We start from the raw sequence: 26,426 nt of genomic DNA, 5'->3' as shown, positions 1-26,426 counted from the left end.
TTATTCTTCCTCCTCCACCAGGGTGTGCAACGCCACCTCCAGCTTATTGTCTTTCACGAAGTTGCACCATTTGCAGTCGTCTTTCCCGCAGCCGGTATAAAACTCCTTGTTCTGGATGCGGACCCAGGTGTCGCGGATCTGCTGGCTCACCGTCGTTATATCTTCGGGGAGGATGTCGATCTTCTCCTTGAAATACTCCTTCTGCTTGTTGGGCTCCACGAAATCGAACTCGGTGCTCACCACATGCCAGTTCTTCTGCTTATAATTATCGAGGAGGATTTTATAGAAAACCGCCTGCCGCCAATAGTCGCCCCCGTTGGGATTGCGATCGTTGGGCCGGTCGAATTTTTTGTACTCCTTCTTCGTTTTCTCGTAATCCCCGGTTTTGTAATCCACCACGTTCACGTTGCTGCCGTCGAATTCGAGCTTGTCGATCTTTCCTTTCAGCGGAACGCCGTTCACCACCACGTTCCGGATATTCCGCTCGATGCTCACGATGCGGTTCCAGACGGGGAGGTATTTGTCGTAATAATTGGAAAGGATCTCTTCGCCGTATTCCATCCGCCGGTTGAAAGCCTCTTTGGTAAAGGCTTCCCGGCTGCGCAGCATGCTGTACCGGAAATCTTTGATAAACTCCTCTTTCGGCGGGAACTCGTTCTTCCTTTCCTGCATCTTCTGGAAAAGCTTCTCCAGCGCAAAGTGCACCGCGGAGCCGAATTCCGTGTTTTCCGACCGGCCGGATGGCACGCGGAGCAGGTTCTGGTAGAAAAACGCCAGCGGACAATGCAGGTAATTATTCAACGCTGTCACGTTCATCGTAAACCCGCTCAGCAGCGTGTCGATAAACAGCTGGTCCACTTTTTCGATCTCCGGCGCCTGTTCTTTTCCGTATTGCAGGATCTCGAAATGGAACATGGTTTCGTCGTCCATGATGACCGGCTCCACGTCCAGATTGTGCACCTGCTGGATTTCGGCCACGAACACACTGGGTACCAACGGTTTGCCGTCCTGTTTATATTCCGGATAACTGATGTAGAGATATTTTTCGGCGCGGGTGATGGCCACGTAAAACAGCCGGCGCAGCTCCTGCTGGTCGGTAGAAGTGGCTTCGGTGGTGAAAACGGTGTCGGGGAAAGAGAACCCGCCCGACATCTTTTTCTTGTCTTCCCAGATATTGGACGTCACCCCCGCGATGAACACGTATTCGAATTCCAGGCCTTTCGAGCCGTGGGCGGTGAGTAAATTGACGCCCTTTTCGTTGCCCGACACCTGGATCAGGGGGATAGACAGCCCGTTGGATTCCATCAGGTCGATGGTTTCCATAAGTTTTACCACGTTCATTTCGGGCCGGCGGCGGGTTTCGTCTTTCACGAAATCGAACAGCGCCTGGAGCACTTTCATGAGCCAGATTTTTTCCGGGCTGGCGAGGATGTACTGCAGGATGCCGCCTTCGCTGATGATGGACGAAAACAGCTGTTGCAGGGTGATGTTATGGGCATCGCCGATCCATTTTTCGAGGAGGCGCCCCAGCCGCAGGGCCTCGTCGTGCGGGGCGAGCGAAAACAGCGTGGGGTTGCGGGTGTTCACCCATTCCTGGAGGTATTTGCGGATGGAGGATTTTTCCGCGTACCCTTTTTCCGCTACTTCAATGCTGATGCGCGCCGTTTCGATGGGCGGCACTTTATAAAAATCGTAATGCAGGAGCTCGAAGAGGATATCGTCCCCGCTGTACGGCGTTTCCAGCTCGCGGGCAATGTACCGCACGATCTGCAACACTTTTTTGGCGAAAGGGATCTCGAAGAGGTTCTGGTTGCGTTTCGAGAAGAAAGGCACGCCCTTCAGCCGGAAATACTGGGCCAGCTCTTCGCCGTAACGGTTCTCTTTATATATGACGGCGATTTTCCCCGGGTTCACGCCGTGGGCCAGGAGGCGCTCCACTTCGAGGGTGATGTGGGCCATCTCGTCGCGGGGGGTGTTGTACCGGCGGATCACGGGCGGCAGGTCCAGCGGCGTCAGTTTGTCGTTGGAGGCTTTCAGCTGCTTGCTGAGCCCGGGCAGCTTGTCTACCAGCCGCGAGCCCTCGTTATGCGCGATCACGGACATCGACACGTCGAGGATGTTCTGCACGGAACGGTAATTCTGCGTCAGCACCACCGTCCGCAGGTCGTGCGCGAGGTGGTCGTTGGCGAATTGCTCCATGTTTTCCACGTTGGCGCCCTGGAAGCGGTAGATCGACTGGTCATCGTCGCCCACCACGAACACGTTCGGCTTTTCCTCGCCGGAAGTGAGCAGGCCGATGAGCATGTTCTGGGTACCGCTGGTATCCTGGTATTCGTCTACCAGTATATATTGAAACCGTTCCTTATAGTCGAGCAGGAGGTTGGGATGTTCGCGGAACGCGCGGATCACCCAGTTGATCATATCGTCGAAATCGTAACGGTTCGCTTTGTGCATGAGTTGCTGGAACACGTCGAATTGCTCCACGGCCGCGAGGAGCCGGGCCATTTTTTCCCGTTCCCCGTTCAGTTTGTCCTGCTTCAGGTCGCCTTTTTTGAAGCGGCCGGAGTTGCGTTGATAGATGTATTCGGTGCGTTCTGGCAGGGATTCCACGTAGGCTTCCACGCGTTCGCGGATGAAGGGGACCGTCCAGCCCTCGCGCTTCATCGTCGAGAAAAGGCCCGCCAGGTTGCGCATATCGAAATACACATCGCCGCGGTAACGCTTGAGTGGATTGTCTTTGGAAAAGCCGTCGATGAGGGTTTTGAGGAGCTGGATCTTTTCGAGATCGGAGATCGGATCGAGCACGTTTTTCTCAAAAAGCGACAGGTTGTCCTGGATCACTTCGTTGCAGAACGAGTGGAAAGTATGGATATTGACACGATAGGCGTCTGGCCCGATGAAGTCGGTGAGCCGCTTACGCATGGCCACGGTGCCGGCGTCGGTGTAGGTGAGGCAGAGAATGTTGTGGGGAAGGAAGTCGGTGTCGCGGAGGATTTTGCCGATGCGCGACGCCAGGATCTGGGTTTTGCCCGTTCCCGGCCCGGCGATCACCATTACGGGCCCTTCGGTATTGTCCACCGCTTCGCGCTGCGCGCTGTTGAGGCGGGCGTATACTTCCTCGTACCGTTGATTATATTGTTCCTGTTGCGGATTGATCATGTTTTTGGTAAATATGCCGGTTGTACGACGGAGCGGATGTCGCTCCAGGGTACGAACAGCGAGATTTGTCCCACTGCGTACGCGGCGATTTCGTAAGGGATAAAGTTAAAAACGACCCCCTTACCGGTCGGGTAAAAATTTTCGTTCGGCACGATGTGCGGCTCGAAGAGGAACCCCTTGTCCAGCGGTTCCGATGCCGGCACGCGGAACTGTTTGCGGAAGGCTTTCTCCAGCGCTGCGCCCACCACGGGTTTATATCCCGGCTTGAAAACGTCTTTCGCCGTGAGCTTTTTCTTCGCGGCGAGGTCGTATGCGTCAAAAGTAGTGCCGTAGTTGCCGTGCGCGCCGCCGCTGTAATCGTAGCTGAAATGGGCGATCACCAGCAGGGGGTATTTATTCCAGACCACGCTTTGCGACTCCTGCGACTCCCAGTTCCAGGTAGCCCCGGATCCTGATGCGAGCTCGGAGGAGTCGAGGGTTTTCGAATTGTCCTGGTAACCGGAAAGGTACCCCAGCGCCGAAGACTTCAACGCCTGCAAAGGCATATCCCCCGGTTTCATCTCCGGCTGCATCGCCTTGCGGAGGAACGTGATGATGGCCGCGTCCGCCCCGCCAGAAGGCCAGACCATCTCCGCGCTAAATTGCGCCATGGGAGAGGAGGCATCGTGCGGTCGCAACTTCGCCGAATCCGACAAAGTATACGTTTCGAACGTTATGGCGCTGTCCATATCTTCCTGCAGCTCGAATCCGAACGATTTTTCGTTGCCCGTCCAGATGCCGCGGAATTGCGACCCGTCGAAAGTGCCGCGAAAGACGTTCTCGTTGTTCGGCCCCGCAAACTCCGCGAAAATGAGGCTGTCTGCCGTTTCGCGGGAAAGCGAAAGTCCGATGGGCTCGCCCTTCTTATCATAAAGGTACCAGGCTTCATAATCGCCGGGCGCATATTTGACGAGCTGCATCGTAACCGGCTGGCCGGCCAATGTGCCCTTGAGCTGTTTGTAAAAGGATGGGGCGACGGGTACTTTTACCGCCGCAACGGTGGCGGCGGCGGTGCTATCCAGGGCGGCAGGCTTCTTTTGCCCGGACTGGCACGCACACAGGGGCGCCAGCGCCGTAAGCATACAGATCAACATTCTCATGATGCCGGAGATTACGGACGAAATTACCACAAAACCGCGAAACGGAAGCTATCGTGCGTAGCCTTCCTGCACAACCGTTTTGATGTCGGCCCAGGGAACGAACAGGGTGATCTGCCCCATCGCATAGGCGGCGATCTCGTAGGGCGTATAACTGAATACGACGCCGTGTGAAGTGAGGAAGAAGTTATCGTTCGGCTCGATCTTTTTCACGAAAAGCCCCGCTTCTTCGAGCGATTTCACCTGGTATTTTTTCAGGTACGATTTGCCGAGCGCGGCGGATACGACGGGTTTGTAGTTGGGCTTGAAAACGTCTGCCAGGGTGAGTTTTTTCTGTTTGGAAAGGTCGTAGGCGGAGAAGTTCGACCCGCCGTTCCCGTGCGCCCCGCCGGTGAATTCGTAGGTCCAGTCTTCTATGGCGAGCAGGGGCCACTGGTTCCAGGCTACTACCGAGCCCGATTCGGTGCTCCAGCTCCAGGAGGCGCCCATGCTGGTGGAATCGAAGTCTTTGGCGTTGCTTTTATAATTGGTGAAGAACGTGTCTACGCCGTTTTTGAGGAGGGAGGCCGGTGTGGAGCCTTGCGGTACCCCGGGGCCGAGGGTTTTCTGTAAAAACGCGACCGTGCTTTCGCCGCCGCCGGTGGGCCAGACGGTGTACGCGGAAGCCGTGGCTACCGGGGAATTCGGCTTGTCGGCCAGGAGCCGGGTGGAATCGGCGTAGGCGATCACGGAGAAGAGCACGGCGCTGTCGTTATTTTCGGCCAGGTCGAAGTCGAAAGTATTTTTCGCGTTCACCCATTTCCCCTTGAAATGCCCGTCGGCGCTCACGGTGCCGCGGAAAACACCGTCGGTTTCCGTGTAGCCTTCGTTGACGATCACGCTGTCGTCCGTCCTTTTCTCGCCATAAAACGGTCGTAAAGCGATGGGCTCGCCATGGGCATCATAGACGTACCATCCGCGGAAATCGTTTTGACCGGCTTTTTGGAGCAGGAGCGTGATGTTTTGTCCGGCCAGCGAGCCTTTGAAGCGTTTAGCCCAGGTGGCGGGCAGTTCGGTGGAAGCGGGAACGGCGGTGCTGTCGGCGTTTCCGTCTTTTTTTGGGGCGGATTGGCAGGCGGCCAGGGTGAGAATAGCCGCGGGAATGAAGAGGAGTTTATGCATGGTGTATTTTTTTCGGATTGATGGAAATTACCAGTAATAGAGACAATCGTCAGTCTCCGAAGGTTCAATATCCCGTAATTTTGCAAAAAAGAAGCCGAAAATGATCAATCAGAAGATAGCAGACCTGCGGCAGGATTATCGCCGCGCCACGCTCAACGAGCGGGAAGTAGCCGCTCATCCCGTGCAGCAGTTCGACCATTGGTGGCAGGAAGTGCTGGCGGGGGAGATCGAAGAGCCGAACGCCATGACGCTGGCAACCTGTACGCCGGAGGGCATGCCATCTGCGCGGATCGTATTGTTGAAGAGCTTCGACGAAAAGGGATTTATGTTCTTTACGAACTACGAAAGCCGGAAGGGGCAGGAGTTGGCGGAGAACCCCAGGGCCACGCTGCTTTTCTTCTGGAAGGAGCTGGAACGGCAGGTGAGGGTGGAAGGCCGGGTGGTGAAAGTAGCGCCGGCGGTGAGCGACGAATACTTCGATTCCCGCCCCGTGGGGAGCCGGATCGGGGCGATCGCGAGCCCGCAGAGCCGGGTGATACCGGGGAGGGAAGTGCTGGAAGAAAAGGTGAAATCCCTGGAAGCGCAATACCTGCAGCATGCGCCGCAGCGCCCGGAACATTGGGGCGGGTACCTGGTGGTGCCGGAGAAAGTGGAGTTCTGGCAGGGGCGGAGCAGCCGGCTGCACGACAGGTTGCTGTATACCCTGGAACCCGCTGGTGGCTGGAAGATCGAGCGATTGGCGCCCTGATCAGGGGGTGAAAATAATAAAGGGGATACCGGTCATATGCCTTGGCGGCATTGCCTGGTATCCCCTTTTATTGTCTGCGTGCGATTAAGCTTTCTTAGCGGCGGCTTTAGCAGCAGTGGCTTTCTTGGTTTTAGCCGGACGGCTTTTGCCAAAAGATCCGTTGGAGATCTTGCCTTTCTTGGTTTTGATATCACCTCTACCCATGGTCGAATGATTTTTTATTGATGAATGATAATGGGAAGTTGCCTCCGGTGGGAGGGCTTCCGGCTGCAAAAATAAAAAAAGCAAGAAACATTTGATGTTCCTTGCTTAATAAAGTTGGGTCGCCAAGTGTTAGATCTTGTCGGACAGCGCTTTACCGGCTTTGAATTTAGCCACTTTCTTAGCTTTGATCTTGATGATCTGGCCAGTCTGGGGGTTTCTACCGTTACGTGCAGCGCGTTTGCTAACAGAGAAAGTACCAAAGCCTACCAGGGTAACTTTACCACCTTTTTTCAGGGTATCGGTAACTGCTTTGGTGAATGCGTCCAGAGCGTCGTTTGCCTGGGTTTTGGTAATACCGGCGTTTTTTGCAATGACTTCTACTGCTTCGGCTTTGTTCATAGTTAGTTAAGATTTAACTAGTGAGAAAATGTTTGATGTGAGCAAATATAAAGCCTTTTACAAGATTACCAAATTACCGCAAAACTTTTTTACCGGCTGAAAAACCCTACAGGTAACGTTTACAGCAGATTGGGATATGCAAAAACGGAAAGCCGGCGATTTGTCCGTTCAGCTGAAATGCGCTACTGCATTGAGTTTGAATGCTATTCGTGCTGAAAGGCCCGTCCCTGCCAAGTTTTGTGCCAAATACCCACCCCTTTGAAAACAGTGGATTACCTGTGGATAAGTTATGTGGATTATACCACCTGCATCACCGTTCTGAAGGCCACGAACTGGTCCCCGAACAGCTCAAAAGCCTGCTGCCGCAAGCGCGGAGCGTGCTCCTGGATGTAGGTATTATAGTTTTCCAGGGTGTCTGTGAAGTACTGAACGGTATACGTCGGCCCGTCGGAATCGTCCTGGTCCAGCAGGCGGCACATGCGGTAATCATGGAAAAATCCGGTGCCGATGATGGTGGGGATGTGTTCTTCCCGCATCCATTGCAGCCACCTGGCGTGGATTTCGGGCGTTACTTTGGTGGTGACGTTATATATGATCATGCTTGCTTGAGTTTGAGGTAAACGGGGCAATGGTCGCTGTGTTTCACATCCGGGCGGATCGCTGCGTCTTCGATGCGTTGGCGGAGGGGATCGGAAACGGTGATGTAATCGATACGCCAGCCTTTGTTATTGGCGCGAGCGTTGGCGCGGAAGCTCCACCAGGAGTAATGGTCGGGGGCCCCGGGGTGCATGGCGCGGAAGCTGTCCGTGAACCCGTTGCTGAGGAGCTTCGTCATCCAGGCGCGTTCCTCGGGCAGGAATCCGGAAGAGTCCTTGTTGGAAACGGGATTGTGGATATCGATCGCTTCGTGCGCGATGTTGTAATCGCCGACTACCACCAGGTTCGGGCGCTCCTTGCGCAGTTGCTGGAGGTATTCGTAGAACTCGTCGAGCCACTGGTATTTATAGGTCTGCCTTTCCTCGCCGGTGGTGCCGGAGGGGAAATAGGCGTTGATGAGGGTGAGGTCGCCATAATCGGCGCGGATCACCCTTCCTTCGGCGTCGCTCTGCATATATCCGTTCCCGTATTGCACGTTGTCGGGTTTGAATTTGGAGAGGATGGCCACGCCGCTGTACCCTTTTTTCTGGGCGGGGTGCCAGTAATCATGGAAGCCGAGTTCCTCGAACTGCTGGTAGTCCACGTTATCGCGGTGGGCTTTTACTTCCTGCAGGCAGATCACGTCTGCCGGGTCGGTTTTGAGCCATTCCGTGAATCCTTTGGTCATGGCCGAGCGCAGGCCGTTGACGTTATAAGTGACGATCCTCATGTAATAATGTTTGCGGCAAAAATACAGGATTCGGGGAATGGATGGATGACCGCGGGCCGGTAAGATTTTTATGGGGATGGATAAACGCACTGTTTAGGGGTGCCCGCGGCCGGCGGACGCTGGTTGGACAAAGTTTGGATGCAGAGTGGCGGCTGCTGTAATGGGGATGCACACCGTTTTGAGGGGGATTCGCTTGGGATCGGATACTCGCTGGCCGGGTAATTCGGGGGAAAAGGTTGGGCGGACGGGGCAATAGAAAAAGCGGCTGCGCATGGGAGCGGCAGCCGCTTGTGATGCTTAGGAGGAAAGTGTGGTCCTCCGCCGGAGCATTAGAGGGGCCTTACGATCCCGCCGAGGCTGCCGAGGAGGCTGTTGAGGAGGTTGGTAACGGTGGACAGGAGACCGCCTACGGGGTTGCCTTCGCCGCCGCCGAGGATGCCGCCGAGCAGGCCGTCCAGCAAGCCGCTAAGGTCCAGCAGGCCGCCCTGGGTGTCTACGGCTTCGATTTGGGTCAGTTCTTCGCAGCCCAGTTCTTCGAGTTTGAAGTTTTCCATGTGTTCAGGTTTATGGTTAAAAGAATAGTGGCGCCCAGTACCGCGGGCGCCACCAGGGTTCAGGTACGACTAGCGCAGCAGACCGCCGCCGAGGCCGCCGAGGAGGCTGTTCAGCAGGTTGGTCACGGGAGACAGGAGGTCGCCCAGGCCACCGAGGCCAGGCAGGCCGCCGCCAGTGCCGGGCAGGCCGGGCAGGCTACCCAGTAATGCGTTGGTGTCAAGTTGTGCTCCAAGGGTAATTTTACCGTTTACATTAGAAAGGCCGAGGGAAAGGAAGCCCCCGTTTACTTCCTGGGCAGTAGTTGCGTCGAGTTCCTGGCAACCGAAATTTTGAACTTGCAAGTTTTCCATGATTATAGGAGGTTTGGTTAAAAAGCACGTTATGTCTTTAAGGTGTCGGCAGTACTTCTCCCGGATGATTTCTTCGGCGGCAGGCAAACATCGCGCGGGGAAACGCATTTCCGTTAACGGCCGTAAATTACGGAGCTGCAATCGATCGACGGCCGTTCATTTCTGTTCATTTTCAACGGAATAATTGAAAAATCCGTTCATTTTTTGAACAGAGGGGGTATTTGCAAACCGTTAACATAAAATCCGGCTGGCAAACGGCATATTGAAATAGCCGGATTTTGCGTAAATTATATATGTAGCAGCGCCATGTTACCGGCCGGAATCACCTCCGGGTTCACACACAGCAATATGACCAGCCTCGCCCCTCTTCCCTCCCCAAACCCCCTGATGCCCTCCCGGAAGGGCCTCTGCCTGCTTTTGTGCCTTTGCCTCGCCGCTTTCGGCTCCTTCGCCCAGGCTTCCCTCATCCAACGCCTCAAAACCGAACTGCACCGTACGAAAGACAGCACCGCGTATAACGATCAGCTCAACGTCCTCAGCTCCATATACCTCGTCACCCATCTCGACAGCTCCCTGCGATACGCCGAACGCGCGCGCGACCTCTCCCGGCGCATCCATTATCAAAAAGGACTGGCAGACGCGTCCGTCAACCTGGGCGCCTGCTTCACTTTCCAGAACAACTCCAACGTAGCGCACCGGCTTTACATCGAAGCCCTCAGCCTGTACCGCACCCTCGGCGATTCCACCGGCGTTTGCACCGCGCTCTACTGCATCGGCGGTTATTATCACTACGAAGGCAACCTGCCCCAGGCACATCAGTACATGGAATCTGCCATGGGCGTAGGTAGCAGGCTGCTGAAGGATTCCATCTGGTCAACGATGCTCGCCAACTATTACATCGTTTTCTCCTCCGACTCCGCCAAGGCAGACTCCGCAAGATGGGCGCTGCATAAAGCGCGCGACATCGCCGTTCGTTATCACGACGATCGCATGATCACCTACACCGGCCTTTTCCTCGCGCATGAAAAAGTCCGCGAGAACAAGCTCGACTCCGCCATGCTGGAACTGCAGATGCTGACGGCGCATGCCGGCGCGGAGAAAATGCATTACCTCGATCTGTACGGGAACGCGCAGATGGTCATTTACGCCACATGGTCGAAGCTCCCGGATTCTACCCGATACCGGCAGCGCGTACTGGATGCCGCGACGGCCGGCGGGTACAGGAAGCTCATGATCAAGCCCGTCATTGCGCTGTACGAATTCTATAAAAAGTCCGACCCCGTCAAAGCCCTGCAGTACGCCGATATGCTCGAAGAGATCGCTTCGCACCAGGAGAACCTCCGCTCGCGGCAGGAGCAGGATTACATGGAATCTTTCCTGCGCGACCAGGAGCTGAACAATTACCGTTTGGATAAACAATTGCGCGAACAAACCGAAACGTACGACCGGATGGAAAGCCGCAACCGGGCCACGGTATTCGTTTTCATAGCCGTGTGCCTGGTGCTTTCCGCGATATTGCTGTACACGTGGTACCGTGCGCAAAGGGAGAACAAACGCATTAAAAAGCGCATCAGTACGATCAACCGGATGGTGATCGAGAAGAACCAGTTGCTGCATCATCACGACGATTTCAAGAATAAGCTGTTGACCATCCTCGCACATGATTTCCGTTTGCCACTGAGCCATATCATCAATGTGGCGGAGCTTTTCAGGCAGAAAGACCTGCGGCCGGCGCAGTACCAGGAGATCGCGAACACGATAGCCGCCATGGCGGCGGATACGCTGCAGCTTTTCGAAACAGTGCTGAGCTGGATACGATCGCAGTTGACGGGGTTCGAGTATAACCCGCTGCCGTATTCGCTGGAGGAGCTGTGGCAGGAGGTGCTGGACCTTTACGCTGCCGATATCCGCGACAAGGGATTAGTGCTGGAAATGGCCATACCGGCGGGTATGCAGGTGAAGGGCGACCGGGAGATGATGCAATTCGTGCATCGGAACCTGCTGCACAATGCGATCAAATTTTCGCTGAAAGCGAGTGCTGTGAGCATCCGTGCGTCGAAACAAAAAGAGCGTGCGGTCATTTCCGTTACGAATGGTGGTTCGGGTATTTCGGATGTAGACATTTATCACATCTTCGAATACAAGGTGCCGGGTAAGTATTCTCGGGAAGGTAATAGGGGAGCGGGTTTGGCGCTGATCATCTGTAAAGATTTCATCGAGAAAATGGAAGGATCGATTACCGTCAAAAGCGACGGGAATTCCTATACGACGTTCGAATATACGCTAATGTTGGAGGATGAAGGTATTAATACCATACCTATAAACTGAATAAAATGAACGATCGATATATCAATTTCTCCGACTAAATTGCAGGCATTGTTTGACACACCAAATATCAAATTGATGATGCAGAAGTCAAAATGATTGAAGCGGAACGGATCACGCGTTAGCCCCGATGATCGTTCTTCCCGGCGGAAAGTGCCGGACTTACACCAATACAGCGTTTACCGAACAAAAAAGCCAACCATGGCGCCAATGCTGCCGACAGCTGGATGCTCCTGATACTACAGGTGTGCCGGTTTTTGGTACGGTGCCCGTCTTGCCACAAACCCAACGTGGATATTTATGGAACGCATAAAAATCATGCATGTATGTAAAACATATAGCCAGGTCAGCTTTGCCTTTCATCTATTGATGAGTTAACCCGATGAGGTGCCGGCGTGCTGTGTGGCAGAGTGTTTCGGCTTTGCCACGCAGCCGGTGCCTGCAAACGGGGCCTGCAACGGGACCTGCTCAGGTTTTCCGGCATTGCCGGATGACTTTTGCCTGCCGGCGGGTTTGTAACCTGATTGGAGAGCAAACGTAGTGAGAAACATAGAATTATTCGGTTATGTCAAAACATATAGCCAGGATCGCCGTCTGTTGACGAAGTGGCCCGATCAGTGCTGTGGTGCTGCGTGAAAGGGGGTTTCGAGCCGGACAGGCAGGAGGTACCGGTACGTTGTAGCGCACGAACGATTTGCGCGTTTGCCGGATGCCTATTTTTTGCCAGCGAGTGTAGGCCCGAAGTTTTGGCACCCGATGAAGCGCAAACATATTGAAAAACATAAAATTATGTGGTTATGTAGCCGTGATCGCCATCTGTTGACAAAGTGGCCCGATCAGTGCCGTGGTGCCGCGTGGCGAGGCATTTCAAGCGGGCATGCAGGAGGTTCTTATAAGTTGAAGAGCACATAGGTTGCGCAGGGTGTTTTAAGCCTGCCGGCCAGTTTGGACCCAAGTTTTTGAAATCTGTTTATGAGCAAATTTTACCCAATAAAACAACCCGGCTGCGTCCAGTTGATGACAGCCTGCTGTTACAAAGGCCATCCTTTGTTGCGCGATGACCGGTATAAGCAGTTCGTAATGGAGGGCCTGACGTTCATGGTGGCCCAGCAACGGATTTGGCTGTATGGTTATGTGTTGCTGGAAGACGAGTTTCATGCCATGTGGCAGCAACGGCCGCCCTGGGAGAAGGCCAATGTCCGCCAGCCGCTGCTGCGGCACGTCGCCCGGCGTATCAAGTACGATATGCGGGCAAAGGGCCCCGGAGCGCTGGAGCTTTACCGGAGCCACCTGGCAGACCGTGTATTCCAGTTCTGGGAGAAGCAGAAGATAAGGGTGGAAATCACCAGCTTTTCAACTGCCGGAGAAATGTTGGAAAACATGCATCAGGCACCGGTTAATTCCGGGTTGTGCGGCGATCAGATCGAATATCCCTATTCCAGTGCCTGGTTTTATGGGGATCGGGTTCCGCCGGTGAATATTCCTGTACCGGAGCTGACCGATTTTTCAAATGCGTTCCAGCGCCCGGAATCCATGATCGTTAAACCGGAATCCGGCCGGGTCAGAAAGCGGTTCATCCGTAGCAAGGGAGGATTGTTGTTGCCCAAGCCGCCAGGTAGCAGGTTGTCCGGCCCGGAAGACGAATAGTTGTCTGTCCCTTTGCAGACAGGAACAGGTAAAGTTTTTGTTGGCCACGCTCGCTCGTTTATGCAAATAAGCGGGAACGGGAGCGCTATGCCGGAAGGCTACCTGTGCACGTTGGACCGTATTTCGAAAACGGTGTTCGGAGAAACGGTGATTCACTGCCTGGAGGTTCCGCAAATGTGCATCTCGTTGCGCGTTGCGGGGAAGGCTCCGGGATAAGGCCGGCAATTTTTTGAATGAGGGGAAGGCGTCCCTTGCCGAAAGGTTCCGTCAGGCACATTTCGTTGTGCGGTGCGGGGAGAACATCGGGCACGGTCAGATGCTTTGCCGATCGATAAATGTCTCGAATTCGGGATAGGGCATCCTTTGCCGGAAGGTTCCGCACCTGTGCATTTCGTTGTGCTGTGCGGGGAAGACTCCGGGAGTGGTTTAATGCTTTGCCGCTCGATTATGTTCCGTTTTTGGGATTGGATCCCTTGGAAGGAGGTTCGCATCGCGGCATCTGGCTGGGTGCTGAGGGCGAGCCTCCGGAAGAGGGGCTGTAAAGGTAAAATAGTTGCGGTCTCAAACGCACGCGTTTGTAAACACATACGGGTTTGGGATTCGCATGTGAATAAGAGCGCCCGGCTCATTGCGGAAAAGTGAAACAGCACTTTTTAAGGAGCCAGGAAGCGGGCTCCTGCGGAAAAGCGCCGGGAATCGGGCAACAAATGCGATTTACAATGGAGTAGCATAATGCGCTATGGGTGTATTCGTAGCGATTGGTTTCACAGACAGTCCGTTTGATTCTCCAAATGGGGCCGGAATCCCTCTTTCGGAGTGCTCCGTTCTGTCCGCAGGGTTAGGCGGGCGAGCGGAGCTCCGGGAGGGCCGGGATCAAAAAAGCATGTACCGGTGCCGATCGATGTGATGATAAAGAAATTAAAGAATACGCATGATGGATGCACACTTTTGAAAGGGTTAAAACGGGGTGGGGATTCTTCCTCTGGCCTTGGACTTTTCCAGAATGTTGCAACCGCCGGCCGTTGGAATGAATGGAGTTAGCTGTACCGGCCTGAATGACGGGTTCGGGGCCGAATGGAGCCACGAGGCCCGAGGGCCTGAAACAGATGATCGGGCGATTGCATGCGTATTGACCGGTGAAGCCATACCGGACAAAGATTTGAAAGGTTCTAACATGTGGGTATTAACGAACCAACCAATGGGAATAAAACGGCCTGGGGATTCTTCCCCGGGCGCTATTTCCAACAAAAAGTTCTTTGAAAGGCGGAACAAACCAGGATGATTAACTATGGGGTTATGTCTGAAAATGCAGTTTATCTGTACACAAGTGATAACCGGCCGGGGATTCATCCCGGGCTGCAATTTTATCAGGCATTCCTGCAGCATAAAATATCAGGATAGGTCAAATTCATACATTTTCCATTATTACCGGTCTGGGGATTCCTCTCCGGGCTCATTTCATAAGCAGTTCAGCTGTATGTAAGATTTTACGGGGTTGTAAATTCTTAATGGTTAACTGTAGGTGCAAGCCAGGGGATTCTTCCCCGGCATTTTAATGACAAAATGAACACGAGAGCAGACACCTTCTTCTCTGAATTCCTTCAATAACGCAAATGCCAGATTAACAACGCCTGGGGATTTCTCCCCGGGCAATGTTTTTCGACCGGAGGAGTTTGCCCGGGAATTGCCTCCCGGTGCTAAAGATGACAATGTTGAAAAGATAGGCTGGTGTATCCGGATTTGATCAGATATGAATCTTGATTGATACGGAAGAAAAAAAGGGCTGGGGGATTCTTCCTCCGGCACATACGGTGAAGTTGTCGGGAATCAGGCAATGCAGCGATGCGCAGGAATAGGTGGGTAAAAATGCAATACTGATTCTTTGACTTTGATGAAATGAAACCCGGGGAATCTTCCCTGGGTGGAATTTTCCCTTACTTACGCAGTGGTAAAATCAGGGGCAGGATAATGCTGCGTAGCGCGGAAGTTGACATGAAACGAAATAGATGTTGATCGATTCATTTTCATTGGATGAGATTTCCTACCTGGGGATTCTTCCCCGGGTATTTTCGTCTTCCTTCACATATGGCAGGCATGTTTATCATAAGTGCTGTAATGGGATGAGGAGAAGTTAACCGAAAAAGGATGCAAAACGAATTGCGTCAGGTTGGCGCCAGTGGCGGCTGTAAACGTACTTTTTGTTCGAGAACGCTCGGCCTGGGGATTCTTCCCCTGGGCCTTTTCTTACTCTGATCAAATCGGAGTATTCCGATTGCCATCATTGAAGTTCGCAAACTTGATTGAGTTCAGCAGCATGAAGCGCATGAAATTATCCGCAACAGATACAAAATGAATTACGCCAAGTTAGCGCCAGTGCCGGCTGTGAACGATTTTTTTGTTCAAGAACGCTCGGCCTGGGGATTCTTCCCCTGGGCCTTTCTTACTCCGATCAAATCGGAGTATCCCGATTGCCATCATTGCAGTTCGCAAACTTGATTGAGTTCAGCAGCATGAAGCGCATGAAATTATCCGCAACAGATACAAAACGAATTACGCAAAGTTGGCGCCAGTGTCGGCTGTAAACGTATTTTTTGTTCGAGAACGCTCGGCCTGGGGATTCTCCCCCTGTGCCTTTTCTTACTTCGATCAAATCGAAGTATCACGTTTGCCATCATTGAAGTTCGCAAACTTGATTGAGTTCTGCAGCTTGAAAGCGCATGAAATTATCCGCAACAGATGCAAAACGAATTGCGCCAGGTTGGCGCCAGTGGCGGCTGTAAATGTATTTTTTGTTCGAGAGCGCTCGGCCTGCGGATTCTTCCCCTGGGCCTTTTATTCCAGAACAGTTGGAGCACAATCAAAAAAGATACTCCTTACCGATTCGACATACGCTCGCTTGAGCAAACGGGCCTGGGGATTCTTCTTCAGGCATTTTTTACACCGCAGCGCGGATATAACCCTGCTGCGTGTCGTCGGATTTTTCGGTAATCAATCGTTCAGCTTCGTCTGTACGATACGGTAAGTACAGGATAAATTGGGTGAATGAAATTTAGTTGCTTTTTAAACTGGGGTTAGAGTTTAACAGAATGGATGTTCGGGCCGGGGATTCTTCCCCGGCCGTTTTCCTGGCCTTCTGAAATTTCATAGCTGTGCAACGGTCATTTCACAAGCCCATATTAAATATTCAAACAGATTAGTACAACGATCCATTAACAATTAGACAGGCCATTTTGCTTTTGAATTCAATGTCGATTGCATGATCAACCTCCCTGGGATTCTTCCCGGGGTACTTCCTTTATTCCTTTACCATACAATATTTCAACTTTCAATCTACACAGTTACTAATGGACACATGAAATGAAGCCCGGGGATTCCTCTCCAGGCAAACTATGGTAGGGGAAAGCCCTTCAGGAGTTAATTACCGGTGCTTGTCTCAATTGTCTTGTAACGGGCCATTGCCCCAAGGGTAATTTTTTCAGAAAAAGCCACTTGAACGGCTGAGTGATAATAAACCTTACCGCATAGAATTCTCTGAAACTCAGTTAGGGTTTTCCTGAAAGATTGCTAATAATCAAAGTTATCGTCAACTCCCGTGGGCATATTGTTCACTTAATGAATAACGGCTGGCTTGCATATGCTTGCTGCCTTCATTTTCCAAATTGGAGCACAGGACGGATTGAATAGCCGCTCTGTCCCTTTGGTTCTGCCGACAGCATCCTGTGTTTCCAGAGCGCCTGATTTTTGTGAAATCAGAAGTCCTAAGGCTCAAGCCCAATCCCCAGAACCCCTAATCCAAGCATACCGAACCTCCCCTAAGAAAAAGCCCCAGCCCCATTCCTCCAACCTGAACCACCTCAAAATCCCTTAGAACCCCTAATCCAAGCACATCAAGCATAACTTAAGAAAAAGCCCCAGCCCCATTCCTCCAACCTGATCCACCTCAAAATCCCCTAGAACCCCTAATCCAAGCATACCGAACCTCCCCTAAGAAAAAGCCCCAGCCCCATTCCTCCAACCTGATCCACCTCAAAATCCCTTAGAACCCCTAATCCAAGCACATCGAGCATAACTTAAGAAAGAGCCCCAGCCCCATTCCTCCAACCAGCCCCGCCACAAAATCCCCAGGACCCCAAAAAATCAAAAGCCGGAAAGCACTCGCTTCCCGGCTCACAAATTTCCCGGAGCCACCTTAAGGGGCATCCAGTCAATATTTTATCACCCTTTCACCAGGGTCCCGACGTTCCGGCCCATGATCACATGAAGCAGGTTACCGGGTTTGTTCATGTCGAACACGATGATCGGCAACTTGTTCTCCTGGCAGAGGGTAAACGCCGTCATGTCCATGACATTCAATGACTTCTGATATACTTCAGAAAAAGTAATGGTCTCAAATTTAGTGGCGGTCGGATCTTTCTCCGGGTCTGCGGTATAAATACCATCTACGCGGGTACCCTTGAGGATCACGTCGGCCTGGATCTCGATCGCGCGGAGGGAAGCCGCGGTATCCGTAGTAAAGTACGGATTACCGGTACCTGCGCCAAAGATAACCACACGCCCTTTCTCCAGGTGGCGGATAGCCCGGCGGCGGATATAGGGCTCGGCGATCTGTTCCATCTTGATAGCGGATTGCAGGCGGGTATACATACCCTCTTTCTCCAGGCCACTTTGCATTGCCATGCCGTTGATCACGGTGGCGAGCATACCCATATAGTCGCCCTGTGCCCGCTCAATACCGGTTTCTGCTTCATTCATCCCCCGGTAAATATTGCCGCCACCGATCACGATGGCCACCTGGACGCCCAGGTCGGTCACCGACTTGATATCGTGTGCATATTGGGCAATCACCTTCGGGTCAATTCCATAATTACTATCTCCCATCAGAGATTCACCACTCAGTTTGAGCAGAATTCGTTTGTACTTTGGCAACATGTCAACTATGATTATGAGTAATTCGCAGAATTTGTTAAATATACAAATCTGCCTCAAAATTATCCCCTGTAATCGTAAGGGCAAAAAAAAGGAGAGAAATTTTCATTCTCTCCTCTATATTTTGCTAAAAGCGATTAACCTAAAGCTACGCGTTTGAAGGCGGTAACCTTCAGTTCAGCGTCGACTGATTTCAGATGGTCGGCTACGGTTTTGTTGCCGTCCTTCACGAAAGGCTGACCCAGCAGAGTGCTGTCTTTCAGGAATTTGTTGATTTTACCGGCAGCGATTTTCTCGGCCATTTCGGCGGGTTTGCCTTCGGCTTTGATCTGCTCGATCGCGATTTCTTTCTCGCGGGCGATGGCTTCGGGGGAGATACCGTCTGCGTCTACAGCTGCGGGATTCATAGCTGCGATCTGCATGGCGATGTCTTTACCTACTTCCTCGTTTACGGCTTTGCTCAGACCCACCAGTACGCCCATACGGTAGTTACCGTGGATGTAAGCGGTTACGCTGGCGGCATCTACTCTTTCGAAGCGGCTCAGGGTGATTTTCTCACCGATTTTAGCCACCTGGTCGTTCACCTTGTCGGCAACGGTAGCGCCGTCGAGGGGAGCTGCGTTCAGCTCTTCTACGGTCTGGGTATTGTTGGCCAGCGCCAGGTCGGCGATGGATTGCGCGAATTTTACGAAATCTTCGTTCTTGGCCACAAAGTCGGTTTCGCAGCTCAGCAGTACCACAACACCGGATTTACCGTCTGCAGCAGTCTTTGCGATTACAACACCTTCTTTGGTTTCACGGTCGGAACGCAGGGCGGCCACTTTCTGACCTTTCTTGCGGAGGTAATCAATTGCTTTCTCGAAATCACCATCGGTTTCAACGAGTGCTTTTCTGCAATCCATCATACCGGCTCCGGTTTGCTGACGCAGTTTGTTTACATCAGCTGCTGTAATTGTTGCCATTGTATATAATTCGTTTATATGTTAACGTTTATTGAAATTTCCAATGCAGGGAATCTTTATAACCGTAAATCGTGAACGATTTTTGGTCATTCACGATTTACGTATAGTTATGTTGACTTGGTCAATGCTTAGCGAGCGCCACCGGGTCTGCCTGCACCGGAGGGACGGAATCCGCCACCACCGCCAGGACGATTACCGCCAGAGCGGCCACCACCGCCACCAGGACGGTTACCACCGCCGGAACGGCCACCACCGCCACCAGGACGGTTGTTACCACCACGACCGCCGGGGCCACCAGGACCGCGACCGCCCGGGCCACCAGGACCACCAGGTTTACGGCCTCTTTCGCCACGCTCGTCACCACCTTCCAGTTCGAACTTGCGGATTTTGCTGTCGGCTTCTTCTTCTTCAACCTCGTCGGTTTTCTCAACGGCGCGCTCAGCCAGGCCTTCTGCGATAGCTGCAGCGATGTAGCTAACGATGATGGCGATGGATTTGGTAGCGTCGTCGTTCGCAGGGATGGCGAAGTCTACCTTGGTGGGGTCGGAGTTGGTGTCAACCATACCGAAAGTAGAGATACCGAGACGTTTTGCTTCTGCCATAGCGATATGCTCGTGGCTGATGTCTACGATGAACAGGGCAGCCGGAACACGTGCCAGTTGAGCGATACCGCCCAGCACTTTTTCCATTTTGTCCTTATCGCGGGAGAGCGTCAGGCGCTCTTTCTTGGTAATGTTGTCGAAAGTGCCGTCTGCCAGCATTTTCTCGATGCTCTGCATCTTCTTCACGCTCTTGCGGATCGTGGCGAAGTTGGTGAGCATGCCACCCAGCCAGCGCTCGGTAACATAAGGCATGTTTACGCGCTTGGCAGCTTCGGCTACGATTTCTTTCGCCTGCTTTTTGGTAGCAACGAACATGATCTTTTTACCGCTTTTGGCGATGGATTTCAGCGCAGCGGCTGTCTCCTGCAGACCTTCAACGGTTTTGTTCAGGTCGATGATGTGAATACCTTTCTTCTCAGCGAAGATATAAGGCAGCATCTTGGGGTTCCACTTCTTCTTCAGGTGACCGAAGTGTACACCGGCTTCCAGTAACTGCTGCTGTAATGAAGTATTATTTTCCATGTTGTTTTTGTCGAATTGATGGTCAAGAATTGAATGATACAATCATTAACGTTTAGAGAACTGGAAGCTTCTTCTGGCTTTAGCTTTACCGGGTTTCTTACGTTCTACTGCTCTCGGGTCACGTTTCAGCAGGCCTGCAGCTTTCAGCGCAGGACGGAACTCAGGGTTGATCTCGCACAGTGCGCGCGCAATACCCAGTTTCACCGCTTCCGCCTGACCTTTGATGCCACCACCCTGTGCATTCACCTTAACATCGAACTTGTCAAGCGCGTCAATGGTCTTCATCGGCGCTTCTACCTGGTTCTGCAGGTAAATCAGCGCGAAATATGTTTTATAGTCCTTGTCGTTCACCAGGATGGTGCCGGTACCTTTGCTCACATATACGCGGGCAACTGCTTCCTTACGACGACCGATAGTATTTTTTTGTTTTTCCATTATTCAGGCGATATTAGAAAGTTAAAGACTTCGGTTGCTGAGCGGTATGCGGATGCTCGGCACCGGCGTAAACGAAGAGTTTCTTGTACATGGCGCGGCCCAGACGGTTCTTCGGCAGCATACCTTTAACAGCACGCTCGATCACCACTTCCGGACGACGTTTCAGCAGGTCTTTCGCAACCTCTGCTTTCTGACCGCCGGGGTAACCGGAGTAGGTCAGGTATTCCTTGTCGTTCAGTTTGTTACCGGTGAATTTAACCTTCTCAACGTTGATCACGATGATGTTGTCGCCGCAATCAGTATGAGGAGTGTAATAAGGCTTGTTCTTGCCTCTGAGGATCGCCGCAATTTTGGCGCTCATTCTGCCTACAGTCTGGTTGGTAGCGTCAATAACGTACCAGTCACGCTTTACGTAAGCGTCGTTAGCAGATTTTGTTTTGAAACTTAAAGTATTCATTGCTTATTGATAATAAAAATTAAAGTCTCGCCCAGTTATGGGAGTGCAAAGCTAAGTCGATATTTTATATAAACCAGCAAATGGGGAGGGTTTTTTCGGAAGGGGCTTTGCAAGTTGTTGATTTTCAATAAAAAATTTGTATCGCTATTGAAATCATTCTACTTTTTCCTTGATTTTCAAGGGTTTCCGTACAGCAAAAAGGACCGGTTGCCCGGCCCTTCTGCATTTGCTGCTATGTTGATCAGCTTAATCTCGGCGGCTGGCGCCCAGATATATCATTAAATATTGTAATAGAATTACCACGGAAGATACGGCTGCCACCACATAGGTCATCGCCGCCCACCAGAGCGCATCCTTCGCCTGGTCGTGCTCTTTCTTATAAGTAATGCCGGCACCGTCCAGCCACGCGAGGGCGCGTTTGGAGGCGTCGAACTCCACGGGCAGGGTCACCACGGAAAACACGGTGGTCACCGCAAACAGGCCGATGCCCAGCAGGAGCAGGTTCGGCCAGATATTGACCATCAGGATGCCCGCGATCAGCACGATCTGCACCAGGTAAGAGCTCACCTGCACGGCCGGCACCATTTTGGAACGGAACTGCAGCCAGGTATAGCCCGTAGCGTGCTGCACCGCGTGCCCGCACTCGTGGGCGGCCACCGCAGCGGCAGCCACACTGGCCGAATTATATACGTCCGGGCTGAGGTTGACGGTCTTGTTGGCCGGGTTATAGTGGTCGCTGAGGAAGCCCTCGGCGGATAATACCTTTACGTCGGTGATGCCATTGTCGCGGAGCATCTTTTCCGCGATCTCCCTACCGGTCAGCCCCGAAGAGGTCGGCACTTCGCTGTATTGCTTGAACTTGCTCCGCAATCGCCAGCTGACCAAAGCACTGATCCCTACAAAAACAAGGGAAATTATCATGATTGATGGTGTCATCTGAGTCCTGGTTTAATTTAATGCTGTTTGTAAATGTACTTATTTCCTATCAAATCCCTTACCAGCCGGCCCGAAGCTGACAGCCGGCCGAAAGATGGACGAATTTGTCCGGATTTACCGGTTTTCCGAAATTTAACACTGACAGTTTGGCGTAAAAATCGGGCGATTTACCGATTTCGCATGCTTATATGTAAATTAATTAATATTCATAATATATTCAAAAAATCATATGTGATTATCCGCTTTAGCGTCCCTCGCTATCAAGGATTTATGATCGCCCGCCGAAAATGAACTGCAAGCGAAATAGGCGTCGATAGTGGCTTCCAGCCGACCGACTGCCAAAACAATTAACACTTTAAAAGTTATCAACATCCATCAAATAAACTTTTTTATTCTCATCCCATTTAGTAATTTAGTCCTGAATTTAATGGGTTAGTAAGTAGAAAGAGTCAGCGGAATCATCCGTTGGCTCTTTTCTCATTTTTACGCAAATCCGAATTTCCCTCCGTCAATTTTTTTTCCCTTTATTTTGTTCCATGAGCAAAATCAGAACAGCTTTTTTTTGTCAGAACTGCGGATATGAATCAGCGAAATGGACCGGAAAATGTCCGGCGTGCAATCAATGGAACACATTCGTGGAAGAAAAGGTACAAAAAGAGATCCCGCTAAGACAACAAGGCTGGAAATCGGACGACGCGCGCGCACCTAAAACCATCCATCTTTCCGATGTAGAAACGATGGAAGAAAAACGCCTGCACACGCCCGACAACGAGCTTAACCGCGTGCTCGGCGGCGGCATCGTTGCCGGTTCGCTGGTACTTGTCGGCGGCGAGCCCGGCATCGGGAAATCCACCCTGTTCCTGCAAAACGCATTGCTGCTCAAAGGCGTGCGCACACTGTATGTCAGCGGAGAAGAAAGCGAACAGCAGATCAAAATGCGGGCAGACAGGCTGCAGATACAAAACGATGAATTTTACCTGCTGACGGAAACCTCCACGCAAACGATCTTCCAGGAAATCAGGAAGCTCGAGCCGCAACTCGTCATCATCGATTCCATACAAACCCTGCAATCCCCGCTGATCGAATCCGCGCCCGGCAGCGTGTCGCAAATCCGCGAAACGGCCGCTGAAATGCAACGCTTCGCCAAAGAGTCCAACACACCGGTATTCCTCATCGGGCATATCACGAAAGACGGCTCCATCGCCGGGCCCAAAATACTCGAGCATATCGTTGACACCGTACTTCAATTCGAAGGCGATCAGCACTATGCTTACCGCATCCTCCGCACCATCAAAAACCGCTTCGGCTCCACGGCCGAACTAGGCATTTACGAGATGACCGGCACGGGGCTCCGGCAAGTGAGCAACCCTTCGGAAATCCTCATCTCCCAGCGCGACGATATGCTTAGCGGCGTAGCGATCGCAGCCACCATAGAAGGTTTGCGCCCGATGCTCGTGGAAGTGCAGGCCCTGGTGACGCAATCGGTGTACGGTACCCCGCAGCGGACGGCCACCGGCTTCGACCTACGGCGCCTGCAGCTGTTGCTGGCGGTACTGGAAAAACGCGGCGGCTTCCATTTCGGCGTGAAAGACGTTTTCCTCAACATCGCGGGCGGCCTGCGGGTCGAGGACCCGTCGATCGACCTGGCGGTACTTTGTGCGTTGCTATCGTCTTACGAAGACGTGGGTATTTCGCACAAGGTTTGTTTCGCGGGAGAGGTGGGCCTCAGCGGGGAGATCCGTGCGGTGAACCGCATCGAGCAGCGGATCGCGGAAGCGGAGAAGCTCGGTTTCGAAAAAATATTCATCTCCCGGTATAATAAAAAAGGCCTCGATTTCAGTAAGATGAACATCGAAGTGGTGCCGCTCGGGCGGGTGGACGAAGTGTACCGGTTGCTCTTCTGACCGGGCGCTTCGCGTATTTGTTAACCCAAAAATCACCAATTATGTTGCGAGCACTTTTGCAGCTGCTCTATCCGCATGCCTGTGAGCTTTGCGGGCGCGACCTTTCGCCGTCCGAACAGCTGTTGTGCCTGCGCTGTTCCATGCGCATGCCGGTTTCCGGTTTTCATGCCGTTCGCGGTAATCCGGTTGAAAGATCGCTTTGGGGGCGGGTGCCGGTGGAATTCGCTTCTGCGGGGTACGTGTTCAGCCGGCATTCCGGTTTGCAATCGCTCATTCATTTGTTCAAGTACGGTGCGCGCCGCGATGTGGCGGTGCACCTGGGCCGGCAGCTGGGATTGCAGTTGCGGGAGCAGGGCGTGAGCCGGGAATGGACGGGTGTTTTGCCGGTGCCGCTGCACCCGGCGAAGCTGCGGAAGCGCGGTTATAACCAGGCCGAGGCGCTGGCGGAGGGTATCGCCGGCGTGGAAGGGATGCCGGGGCTGGTGAAGGGGCTCGTGCGCCAGGTGGCGGCGGAATCGCAAACGAAGCGTTCGCGCATCGGCCGGTGGGAGAACGTTTCCGCGGGATACGCCTGGCGTGGCGCATTGCCCCAAACCGGTGCGCATTTGTTGCTGGTGGATGATGTGCTGACGACCGGGGCAACGATCGAGGCTTGCGGGCGCGCGGTGCTGGAGGCTGCTCCGGAAACGAAGCTGAGCGTTTGCTGCCTGGCCTGGGCGGGCTGATGCGGATGGATGGCGTGAGTTGCGGTGGTCCGGGCTGGGTGGCCTGGATGGAATGGTGTTGCCTTGAAAGAAACGGATAGCCGGAGAAATCAGCGTGAGCAGTTGGTGATTGCCTGTCATACATCTGCGGAGAGATTTTTGCCGCAACGCAAAGGCACAAAAAAATACAGGTGTTCGAAAACACCTGTCTCTGGTAACTATTCCACGTTATGAATACGCAATTGTTGCATTATGTCAACTACAGCTTAAGAGGATTTATTCACCTTATGCTTGTGCTGGCGGGGCTTACCCTGTTTCTGCGCGGCAGAAGCGTTAGGGTTCACGTACACGATCCTGTATCCCCCGCCGGAAGCGGTGCGCTCGGCTACGACCTGTTCGAGGCCCAGCTTCGCGAGATGCCGGCTAAGCTGCCGGATGTCATTATTGTCCATTTGTCTGAATTTGCGGTTGCTGAATATGTTTCGGTCTGATGTGGGTTACGATCAGCTTCACATATAACAGCACCCAGCTGCCGAACGGCAGTGGTAGGAGTACGCCGCGGGGCGCGAGTCCGGTTCCGTTTTTCTTACTGGTAATAACATCGTCAATGAGTTTAATGGTTGGTCTTCGTTTCTGATTTCGTTGTATTACCCTACAAATATAGTAGACTAAATAGACTAACCAAAATTATTTTTTTGAAAGAATTGGAGTGTTGGGTGTATGTTGTTGTTATACAGTTGATTATGATGGATAAAAAAACGTTTTCATGGGATAGGGGATAACGCTTCGGCAGTCTTTCATTTATTATGTGGGAGTTTTCTATCTTTGCAAATGCCCGCGGGTGGATTTGTTTATTGTTCGGCCCCGGGTTTCATCTTGAAATGTAACTAATAAACGTACAAGCCATGAAATCTTTGCATCAATGCGCCGCAGAGCGCATCCTCATCATCGACGGTGCCATGGGCACCATGATCCAGCGATACAAACTCCAGGAATCCGACTACAGGGGCGAACGCTTCGCCGATCACCATTCAGACGTGAAAGGGAATAACGAGCTCCTCTCCATTACCCGGCCCGATATCATCGAAGCCATCCATCGAGAGTACCTGGAAGCCGGCGCGGACATTATCGAGACCAACACCTTCAGCGCCACCGTCATCGCCCAGGCCGATTACGACCTGCAGCACCTGGCGGCGGAAATGAACACGGCCTCCGTGAAAGTAGCCCGCAAAGCGGCAGACGACTTCACCGCCCGCAATCCCGAAAAACCCCGCTTCGTGGCAGGCGCCATCGGTCCCCTCAACAAAACGCTCTCCATTTCCCCCGACGTTAACAACCCGGGCTTCCGTTCCGTGACCTTCGACGAAGTGGTAGACGCATATTACGAGCAGATCAAAGCATTGACGGAAGCGGGTGCAGACATCCTGCTCATCGAAACCATCTTCGACACGCTCAACGCCAAAGGCGCCATCTTCGCGATCAAGAAATACTTCCGCGAATCCGGCCGCCCGCAGTTGCCCGTCATGATTTCCGGCACCATTACGGATGCTTCCGGGCGCACCCTCAGCGGCCAGACCCTCGAAGCGTTCTACATCTCCGTCATGCACGCAAAACCCTTCTCCATCGGCCTCAACTGCGCCCTCGGCGGCAGCCAGATGCGCCCGTATGTGGAAGAGCTCTCCCAGATCGCCAACTGCTACGTTTCCTGCTACCCCAACGCCGGCCTCCCCAACACCTTCGGGGAATACGACGAAACCCCGCACGAAACGGCCTGCATCCTGGAAGACTTCGCCAAAGACGGCTTCGTTAATATCGTTGGTGGCTGCTGCGGCACTACGCCCGATCACATCCGCCATATTGCCCAACATGTAAAAGATATTGCACCGCGCCCGCTCCCCATCGTGGAAGCTACGCTCGCATAAGACAGG

General features: G+C 52.8%; 22 protein-coding genes. 6 read left to right on the top strand and 16 right to left on the bottom strand.

The window, feature by feature from the left end; translation table 11 throughout:
* From ACQKLP_RS25090 to ACQKLP_RS25080, 3 genes are read right to left on the bottom strand one after another with little or no spacing between them, the layout of a single operon-like run.
* On the bottom strand, window positions 1-3,159 hold the full coding sequence (locus ACQKLP_RS25090; protein WP_427325836.1) for an ATP-dependent helicase: 3,159 nt from the start codon (window positions 3,157-3,159) through the stop codon (window positions 1-3).
* The gene (locus ACQKLP_RS25085; RefSeq protein WP_427325835.1) at window positions 3,156-4,298 is read right to left on the bottom strand and encodes a DUF3298 domain-containing protein; all 1,143 of its coding nucleotides are present in this window, start codon (window positions 4,296-4,298) and stop codon (window positions 3,156-3,158) included. The genes ACQKLP_RS25090 and ACQKLP_RS25085 overlap by 4 nt, the downstream gene beginning before the upstream one ends.
* A gap of 48 nt (window positions 4,299-4,346) precedes the next feature.
* Window positions 4,347-5,456: a DUF3298 domain-containing protein gene (locus ACQKLP_RS25080; protein WP_427325834.1), complete on the bottom strand. Its 1,110-nt coding sequence runs from the start codon at window positions 5,454-5,456 to the stop codon at window positions 4,347-4,349.
* A gap of 100 nt (window positions 5,457-5,556) precedes the next feature.
* Here ACQKLP_RS25080 and pdxH point away from each other — a divergent pair, with 100 nt between their 5' ends.
* Complete coding sequence (pdxH, locus tag ACQKLP_RS25075; protein ID WP_427325832.1) at window positions 5,557-6,204, top strand: pyridoxamine 5'-phosphate oxidase; 648 nt, start codon at window positions 5,557-5,559, stop codon at window positions 6,202-6,204.
* 84 nt (window positions 6,205-6,288) lie between these two features.
* On the opposite strand, the gene ACQKLP_RS25070 is transcribed toward pdxH, so the two are convergent.
* The 6 genes from ACQKLP_RS25070 to ACQKLP_RS25045 form a co-directional block, all read right to left on the bottom strand.
* Window positions 6,289-6,408 (bottom strand): 30S ribosomal protein THX, encoded by a 120-nt coding sequence (locus ACQKLP_RS25070; RefSeq protein ID WP_126244800.1) that lies wholly within the window; start codon window positions 6,406-6,408, stop codon window positions 6,289-6,291.
* A 129-nt stretch (window positions 6,409-6,537) separates the two neighbouring features.
* Entirely contained in the window at window positions 6,538-6,807 is a 270-nt protein-coding gene (locus ACQKLP_RS25065) for an HU family DNA-binding protein (RefSeq protein ID WP_126244677.1), read from the bottom strand.
* Window positions 6,808-7,103: 296 nt separating this feature from the next.
* Window positions 7,104-7,406, bottom strand: coding sequence for a DUF4286 family protein (locus ACQKLP_RS25060; protein ID WP_427325829.1), 303 nt, complete (start codon window positions 7,404-7,406; stop codon window positions 7,104-7,106).
* The gene (locus ACQKLP_RS25055) at window positions 7,403-8,173 is read right to left on the bottom strand and encodes an exodeoxyribonuclease III (protein ID WP_427325827.1); all 771 of its coding nucleotides are present in this window, start codon (window positions 8,171-8,173) and stop codon (window positions 7,403-7,405) included. The genes ACQKLP_RS25060 and ACQKLP_RS25055 overlap by 4 nt, the downstream gene beginning before the upstream one ends.
* A 329-nt stretch (window positions 8,174-8,502) precedes the next feature.
* Window positions 8,503-8,727 (bottom strand): hypothetical protein, encoded by a 225-nt coding sequence (locus ACQKLP_RS25050; protein ID WP_427325825.1) that lies wholly within the window; start codon window positions 8,725-8,727, stop codon window positions 8,503-8,505.
* Window positions 8,728-8,796: 69 nt separating this feature from the next.
* Window positions 8,797-9,078, bottom strand: coding sequence for a hypothetical protein (locus ACQKLP_RS25045; RefSeq protein WP_427325823.1), 282 nt, complete (start codon window positions 9,076-9,078; stop codon window positions 8,797-8,799).
* Between the two features lie 387 nt (window positions 9,079-9,465).
* On the opposite strand from ACQKLP_RS25045, the gene ACQKLP_RS25040 reads away from it, so the two are divergent.
* Both ACQKLP_RS25040 and ACQKLP_RS25035 read left to right on the top strand, forming a co-directional pair.
* Complete coding sequence (locus tag ACQKLP_RS25040; RefSeq protein ID WP_427325821.1) at window positions 9,466-11,406, top strand: ATP-binding protein; 1,941 nt, start codon at window positions 9,466-9,468, stop codon at window positions 11,404-11,406.
* A 969-nt stretch (window positions 11,407-12,375) separates the two neighbouring features.
* On the top strand, window positions 12,376-13,050 hold the full coding sequence (locus ACQKLP_RS25035) for a hypothetical protein (protein ID WP_427325819.1): 675 nt from the start codon (window positions 12,376-12,378) through the stop codon (window positions 13,048-13,050).
* A gap of 4,215 nt (window positions 13,051-17,265) precedes the next feature.
* Here ACQKLP_RS25035 and pyrH read toward each other — a convergent pair.
* The 6 genes from pyrH to ACQKLP_RS25005 all read right to left on the bottom strand — a co-directional run bounded on the left by pyrH (window position 17,266) and on the right by ACQKLP_RS25005 (window position 21,875).
* On the bottom strand, window positions 17,266-17,979 hold the full coding sequence (gene pyrH, locus ACQKLP_RS25030) for a UMP kinase (RefSeq protein WP_126244662.1): 714 nt from the start codon (window positions 17,977-17,979) through the stop codon (window positions 17,266-17,268).
* 134 nt (window positions 17,980-18,113) lie between these two features.
* Window positions 18,114-18,938 carry a translation elongation factor Ts gene (gene tsf / locus ACQKLP_RS25025; protein ID WP_427325817.1) on the bottom strand — a complete coding sequence of 275 codons (825 nt, stop codon included), beginning with the start codon at window positions 18,936-18,938 and terminating at the stop codon, window positions 18,114-18,116.
* Between the two features lie 128 nt (window positions 18,939-19,066).
* On the bottom strand, window positions 19,067-20,104 hold the full coding sequence (rpsB, locus tag ACQKLP_RS25020; RefSeq protein WP_427325815.1) for a 30S ribosomal protein S2: 1,038 nt from the start codon (window positions 20,102-20,104) through the stop codon (window positions 19,067-19,069).
* A gap of 3 nt (window positions 20,105-20,107) precedes the next feature.
* Window positions 20,108-20,497, bottom strand: a complete 390-nt coding sequence (gene rpsI / locus ACQKLP_RS25015; protein ID WP_427325813.1) for a 30S ribosomal protein S9 — start codon at window positions 20,495-20,497, stop codon at window positions 20,108-20,110.
* 13 nt (window positions 20,498-20,510) lie between these two features.
* The gene (gene rplM / locus ACQKLP_RS25010; protein ID WP_126244656.1) at window positions 20,511-20,954 is read right to left on the bottom strand and encodes a 50S ribosomal protein L13; all 444 of its coding nucleotides are present in this window, start codon (window positions 20,952-20,954) and stop codon (window positions 20,511-20,513) included.
* Between the two features lie 246 nt (window positions 20,955-21,200).
* Complete coding sequence (locus ACQKLP_RS25005; protein WP_427325811.1) at window positions 21,201-21,875, bottom strand: zinc metallopeptidase; 675 nt, start codon at window positions 21,873-21,875, stop codon at window positions 21,201-21,203.
* Window positions 21,876-22,426: 551 nt separating this feature from the next.
* Here ACQKLP_RS25005 and radA point away from each other — a divergent pair.
* Both radA and ACQKLP_RS24995 read left to right on the top strand, forming a co-directional pair.
* Window positions 22,427-23,794: a DNA repair protein RadA gene (gene radA / locus ACQKLP_RS25000; protein WP_423737059.1), complete on the top strand. Its 1,368-nt coding sequence runs from the start codon at window positions 22,427-22,429 to the stop codon at window positions 23,792-23,794.
* A gap of 41 nt (window positions 23,795-23,835) precedes the next feature.
* Window positions 23,836-24,519: a ComF family protein gene (locus ACQKLP_RS24995; protein WP_427325809.1), complete on the top strand. Its 684-nt coding sequence runs from the start codon at window positions 23,836-23,838 to the stop codon at window positions 24,517-24,519.
* Window positions 24,520-24,764: 245 nt separating this feature from the next.
* Here ACQKLP_RS24995 and ACQKLP_RS24990 read toward each other — a convergent pair whose 3' ends face one another.
* Window positions 24,765-24,950 (bottom strand): hypothetical protein, encoded by a 186-nt coding sequence (locus ACQKLP_RS24990; protein ID WP_427325808.1) that lies wholly within the window; start codon window positions 24,948-24,950, stop codon window positions 24,765-24,767.
* A 453-nt stretch (window positions 24,951-25,403) separates the two neighbouring features.
* On the opposite strand from ACQKLP_RS24990, the gene ACQKLP_RS24985 reads away from it, so the two are divergent.
* Entirely contained in the window at window positions 25,404-26,420 is a 1,017-nt protein-coding gene (locus ACQKLP_RS24985) for a homocysteine S-methyltransferase family protein (protein ID WP_427325807.1), read from the top strand.
* Window positions 26,421-26,426: the final 6 nt, after the last annotated feature.

The organism is Chitinophaga sp. NPDC101104 (assembly GCF_050277495.1).
Classification (GTDB): Bacteria; Bacteroidota; Bacteroidia; order Chitinophagales; family Chitinophagaceae; genus Chitinophaga.
This window is presented reverse-complemented; position numbering and strand designations above follow the sequence as displayed.

Bases quoted from the DNA above. Each gene is read 5' to 3' on its own strand.
- ACQKLP_RS25090 (WP_427325836.1), bottom strand. From the start codon at position 3,159: ATGATCAATCCGCAACAGGAACAATATAATCAACGGTACGAGGAAGTA.
- ACQKLP_RS25085 (WP_427325835.1), bottom strand. From the start codon at position 4,298: ATGAGAATGTTGATCTGTATGCTTACGGCGCTGGCGCCCCTGTGTGCG.
- ACQKLP_RS25080 (WP_427325834.1), bottom strand. From the start codon at position 5,456: ATGCATAAACTCCTCTTCATTCCCGCGGCTATTCTCACCCTGGCCGCC.
- pdxH (WP_427325832.1), top strand. From the start codon at position 5,557: ATGATCAATCAGAAGATAGCAGACCTGCGGCAGGATTATCGCCGCGCC.
- ACQKLP_RS25070 (WP_126244800.1), bottom strand. From the start codon at position 6,408: ATGGGTAGAGGTGATATCAAAACCAAGAAAGGCAAGATCTCCAACGGA.
- ACQKLP_RS25065 (WP_126244677.1), bottom strand. From the start codon at position 6,807: ATGAACAAAGCCGAAGCAGTAGAAGTCATTGCAAAAAACGCCGGTATT.
- ACQKLP_RS25060 (WP_427325829.1), bottom strand. From the start codon at position 7,406: ATGATCATATATAACGTCACCACCAAAGTAACGCCCGAAATCCACGCC.
- ACQKLP_RS25055 (WP_427325827.1), bottom strand. From the start codon at position 8,173: ATGAGGATCGTCACTTATAACGTCAACGGCCTGCGCTCGGCCATGACC.
- ACQKLP_RS25050 (WP_427325825.1), bottom strand. From the start codon at position 8,727: ATGGAAAACTTCAAACTCGAAGAACTGGGCTGCGAAGAACTGACCCAA.
- ACQKLP_RS25045 (WP_427325823.1), bottom strand. From the start codon at position 9,078: ATGGAAAACTTGCAAGTTCAAAATTTCGGTTGCCAGGAACTCGACGCA.
- ACQKLP_RS25040 (WP_427325821.1), top strand. From the start codon at position 9,466: ATGCCCTCCCGGAAGGGCCTCTGCCTGCTTTTGTGCCTTTGCCTCGCC.
- ACQKLP_RS25035 (WP_427325819.1), top strand. From the start codon at position 12,376: ATGAGCAAATTTTACCCAATAAAACAACCCGGCTGCGTCCAGTTGATG.
- pyrH (WP_126244662.1), bottom strand. From the start codon at position 17,979: ATGTTGCCAAAGTACAAACGAATTCTGCTCAAACTGAGTGGTGAATCT.
- tsf (WP_427325817.1), bottom strand. From the start codon at position 18,938: ATGGCAACAATTACAGCAGCTGATGTAAACAAACTGCGTCAGCAAACC.
- rpsI (WP_427325813.1), bottom strand. From the start codon at position 20,497: ATGGAAAAACAAAAAAATACTATCGGTCGTCGTAAGGAAGCAGTTGCC.
- rplM (WP_126244656.1), bottom strand. From the start codon at position 20,954: ATGAATACTTTAAGTTTCAAAACAAAATCTGCTAACGACGCTTACGTA.
- ACQKLP_RS25005 (WP_427325811.1), bottom strand. From the start codon at position 21,875: ATGATAATTTCCCTTGTTTTTGTAGGGATCAGTGCTTTGGTCAGCTGG.
- radA (WP_423737059.1), top strand. From the start codon at position 22,427: ATGAGCAAAATCAGAACAGCTTTTTTTTGTCAGAACTGCGGATATGAA.
- ACQKLP_RS24995 (WP_427325809.1), top strand. From the start codon at position 23,836: ATGTTGCGAGCACTTTTGCAGCTGCTCTATCCGCATGCCTGTGAGCTT.
- ACQKLP_RS24990 (WP_427325808.1), bottom strand. From the start codon at position 24,950: ATGGACAATAATGACATCCGGCAGCTTAGCCGGCATCTCGCGAAGCTG.
- ACQKLP_RS24985 (WP_427325807.1), top strand. From the start codon at position 25,404: ATGAAATCTTTGCATCAATGCGCCGCAGAGCGCATCCTCATCATCGAC.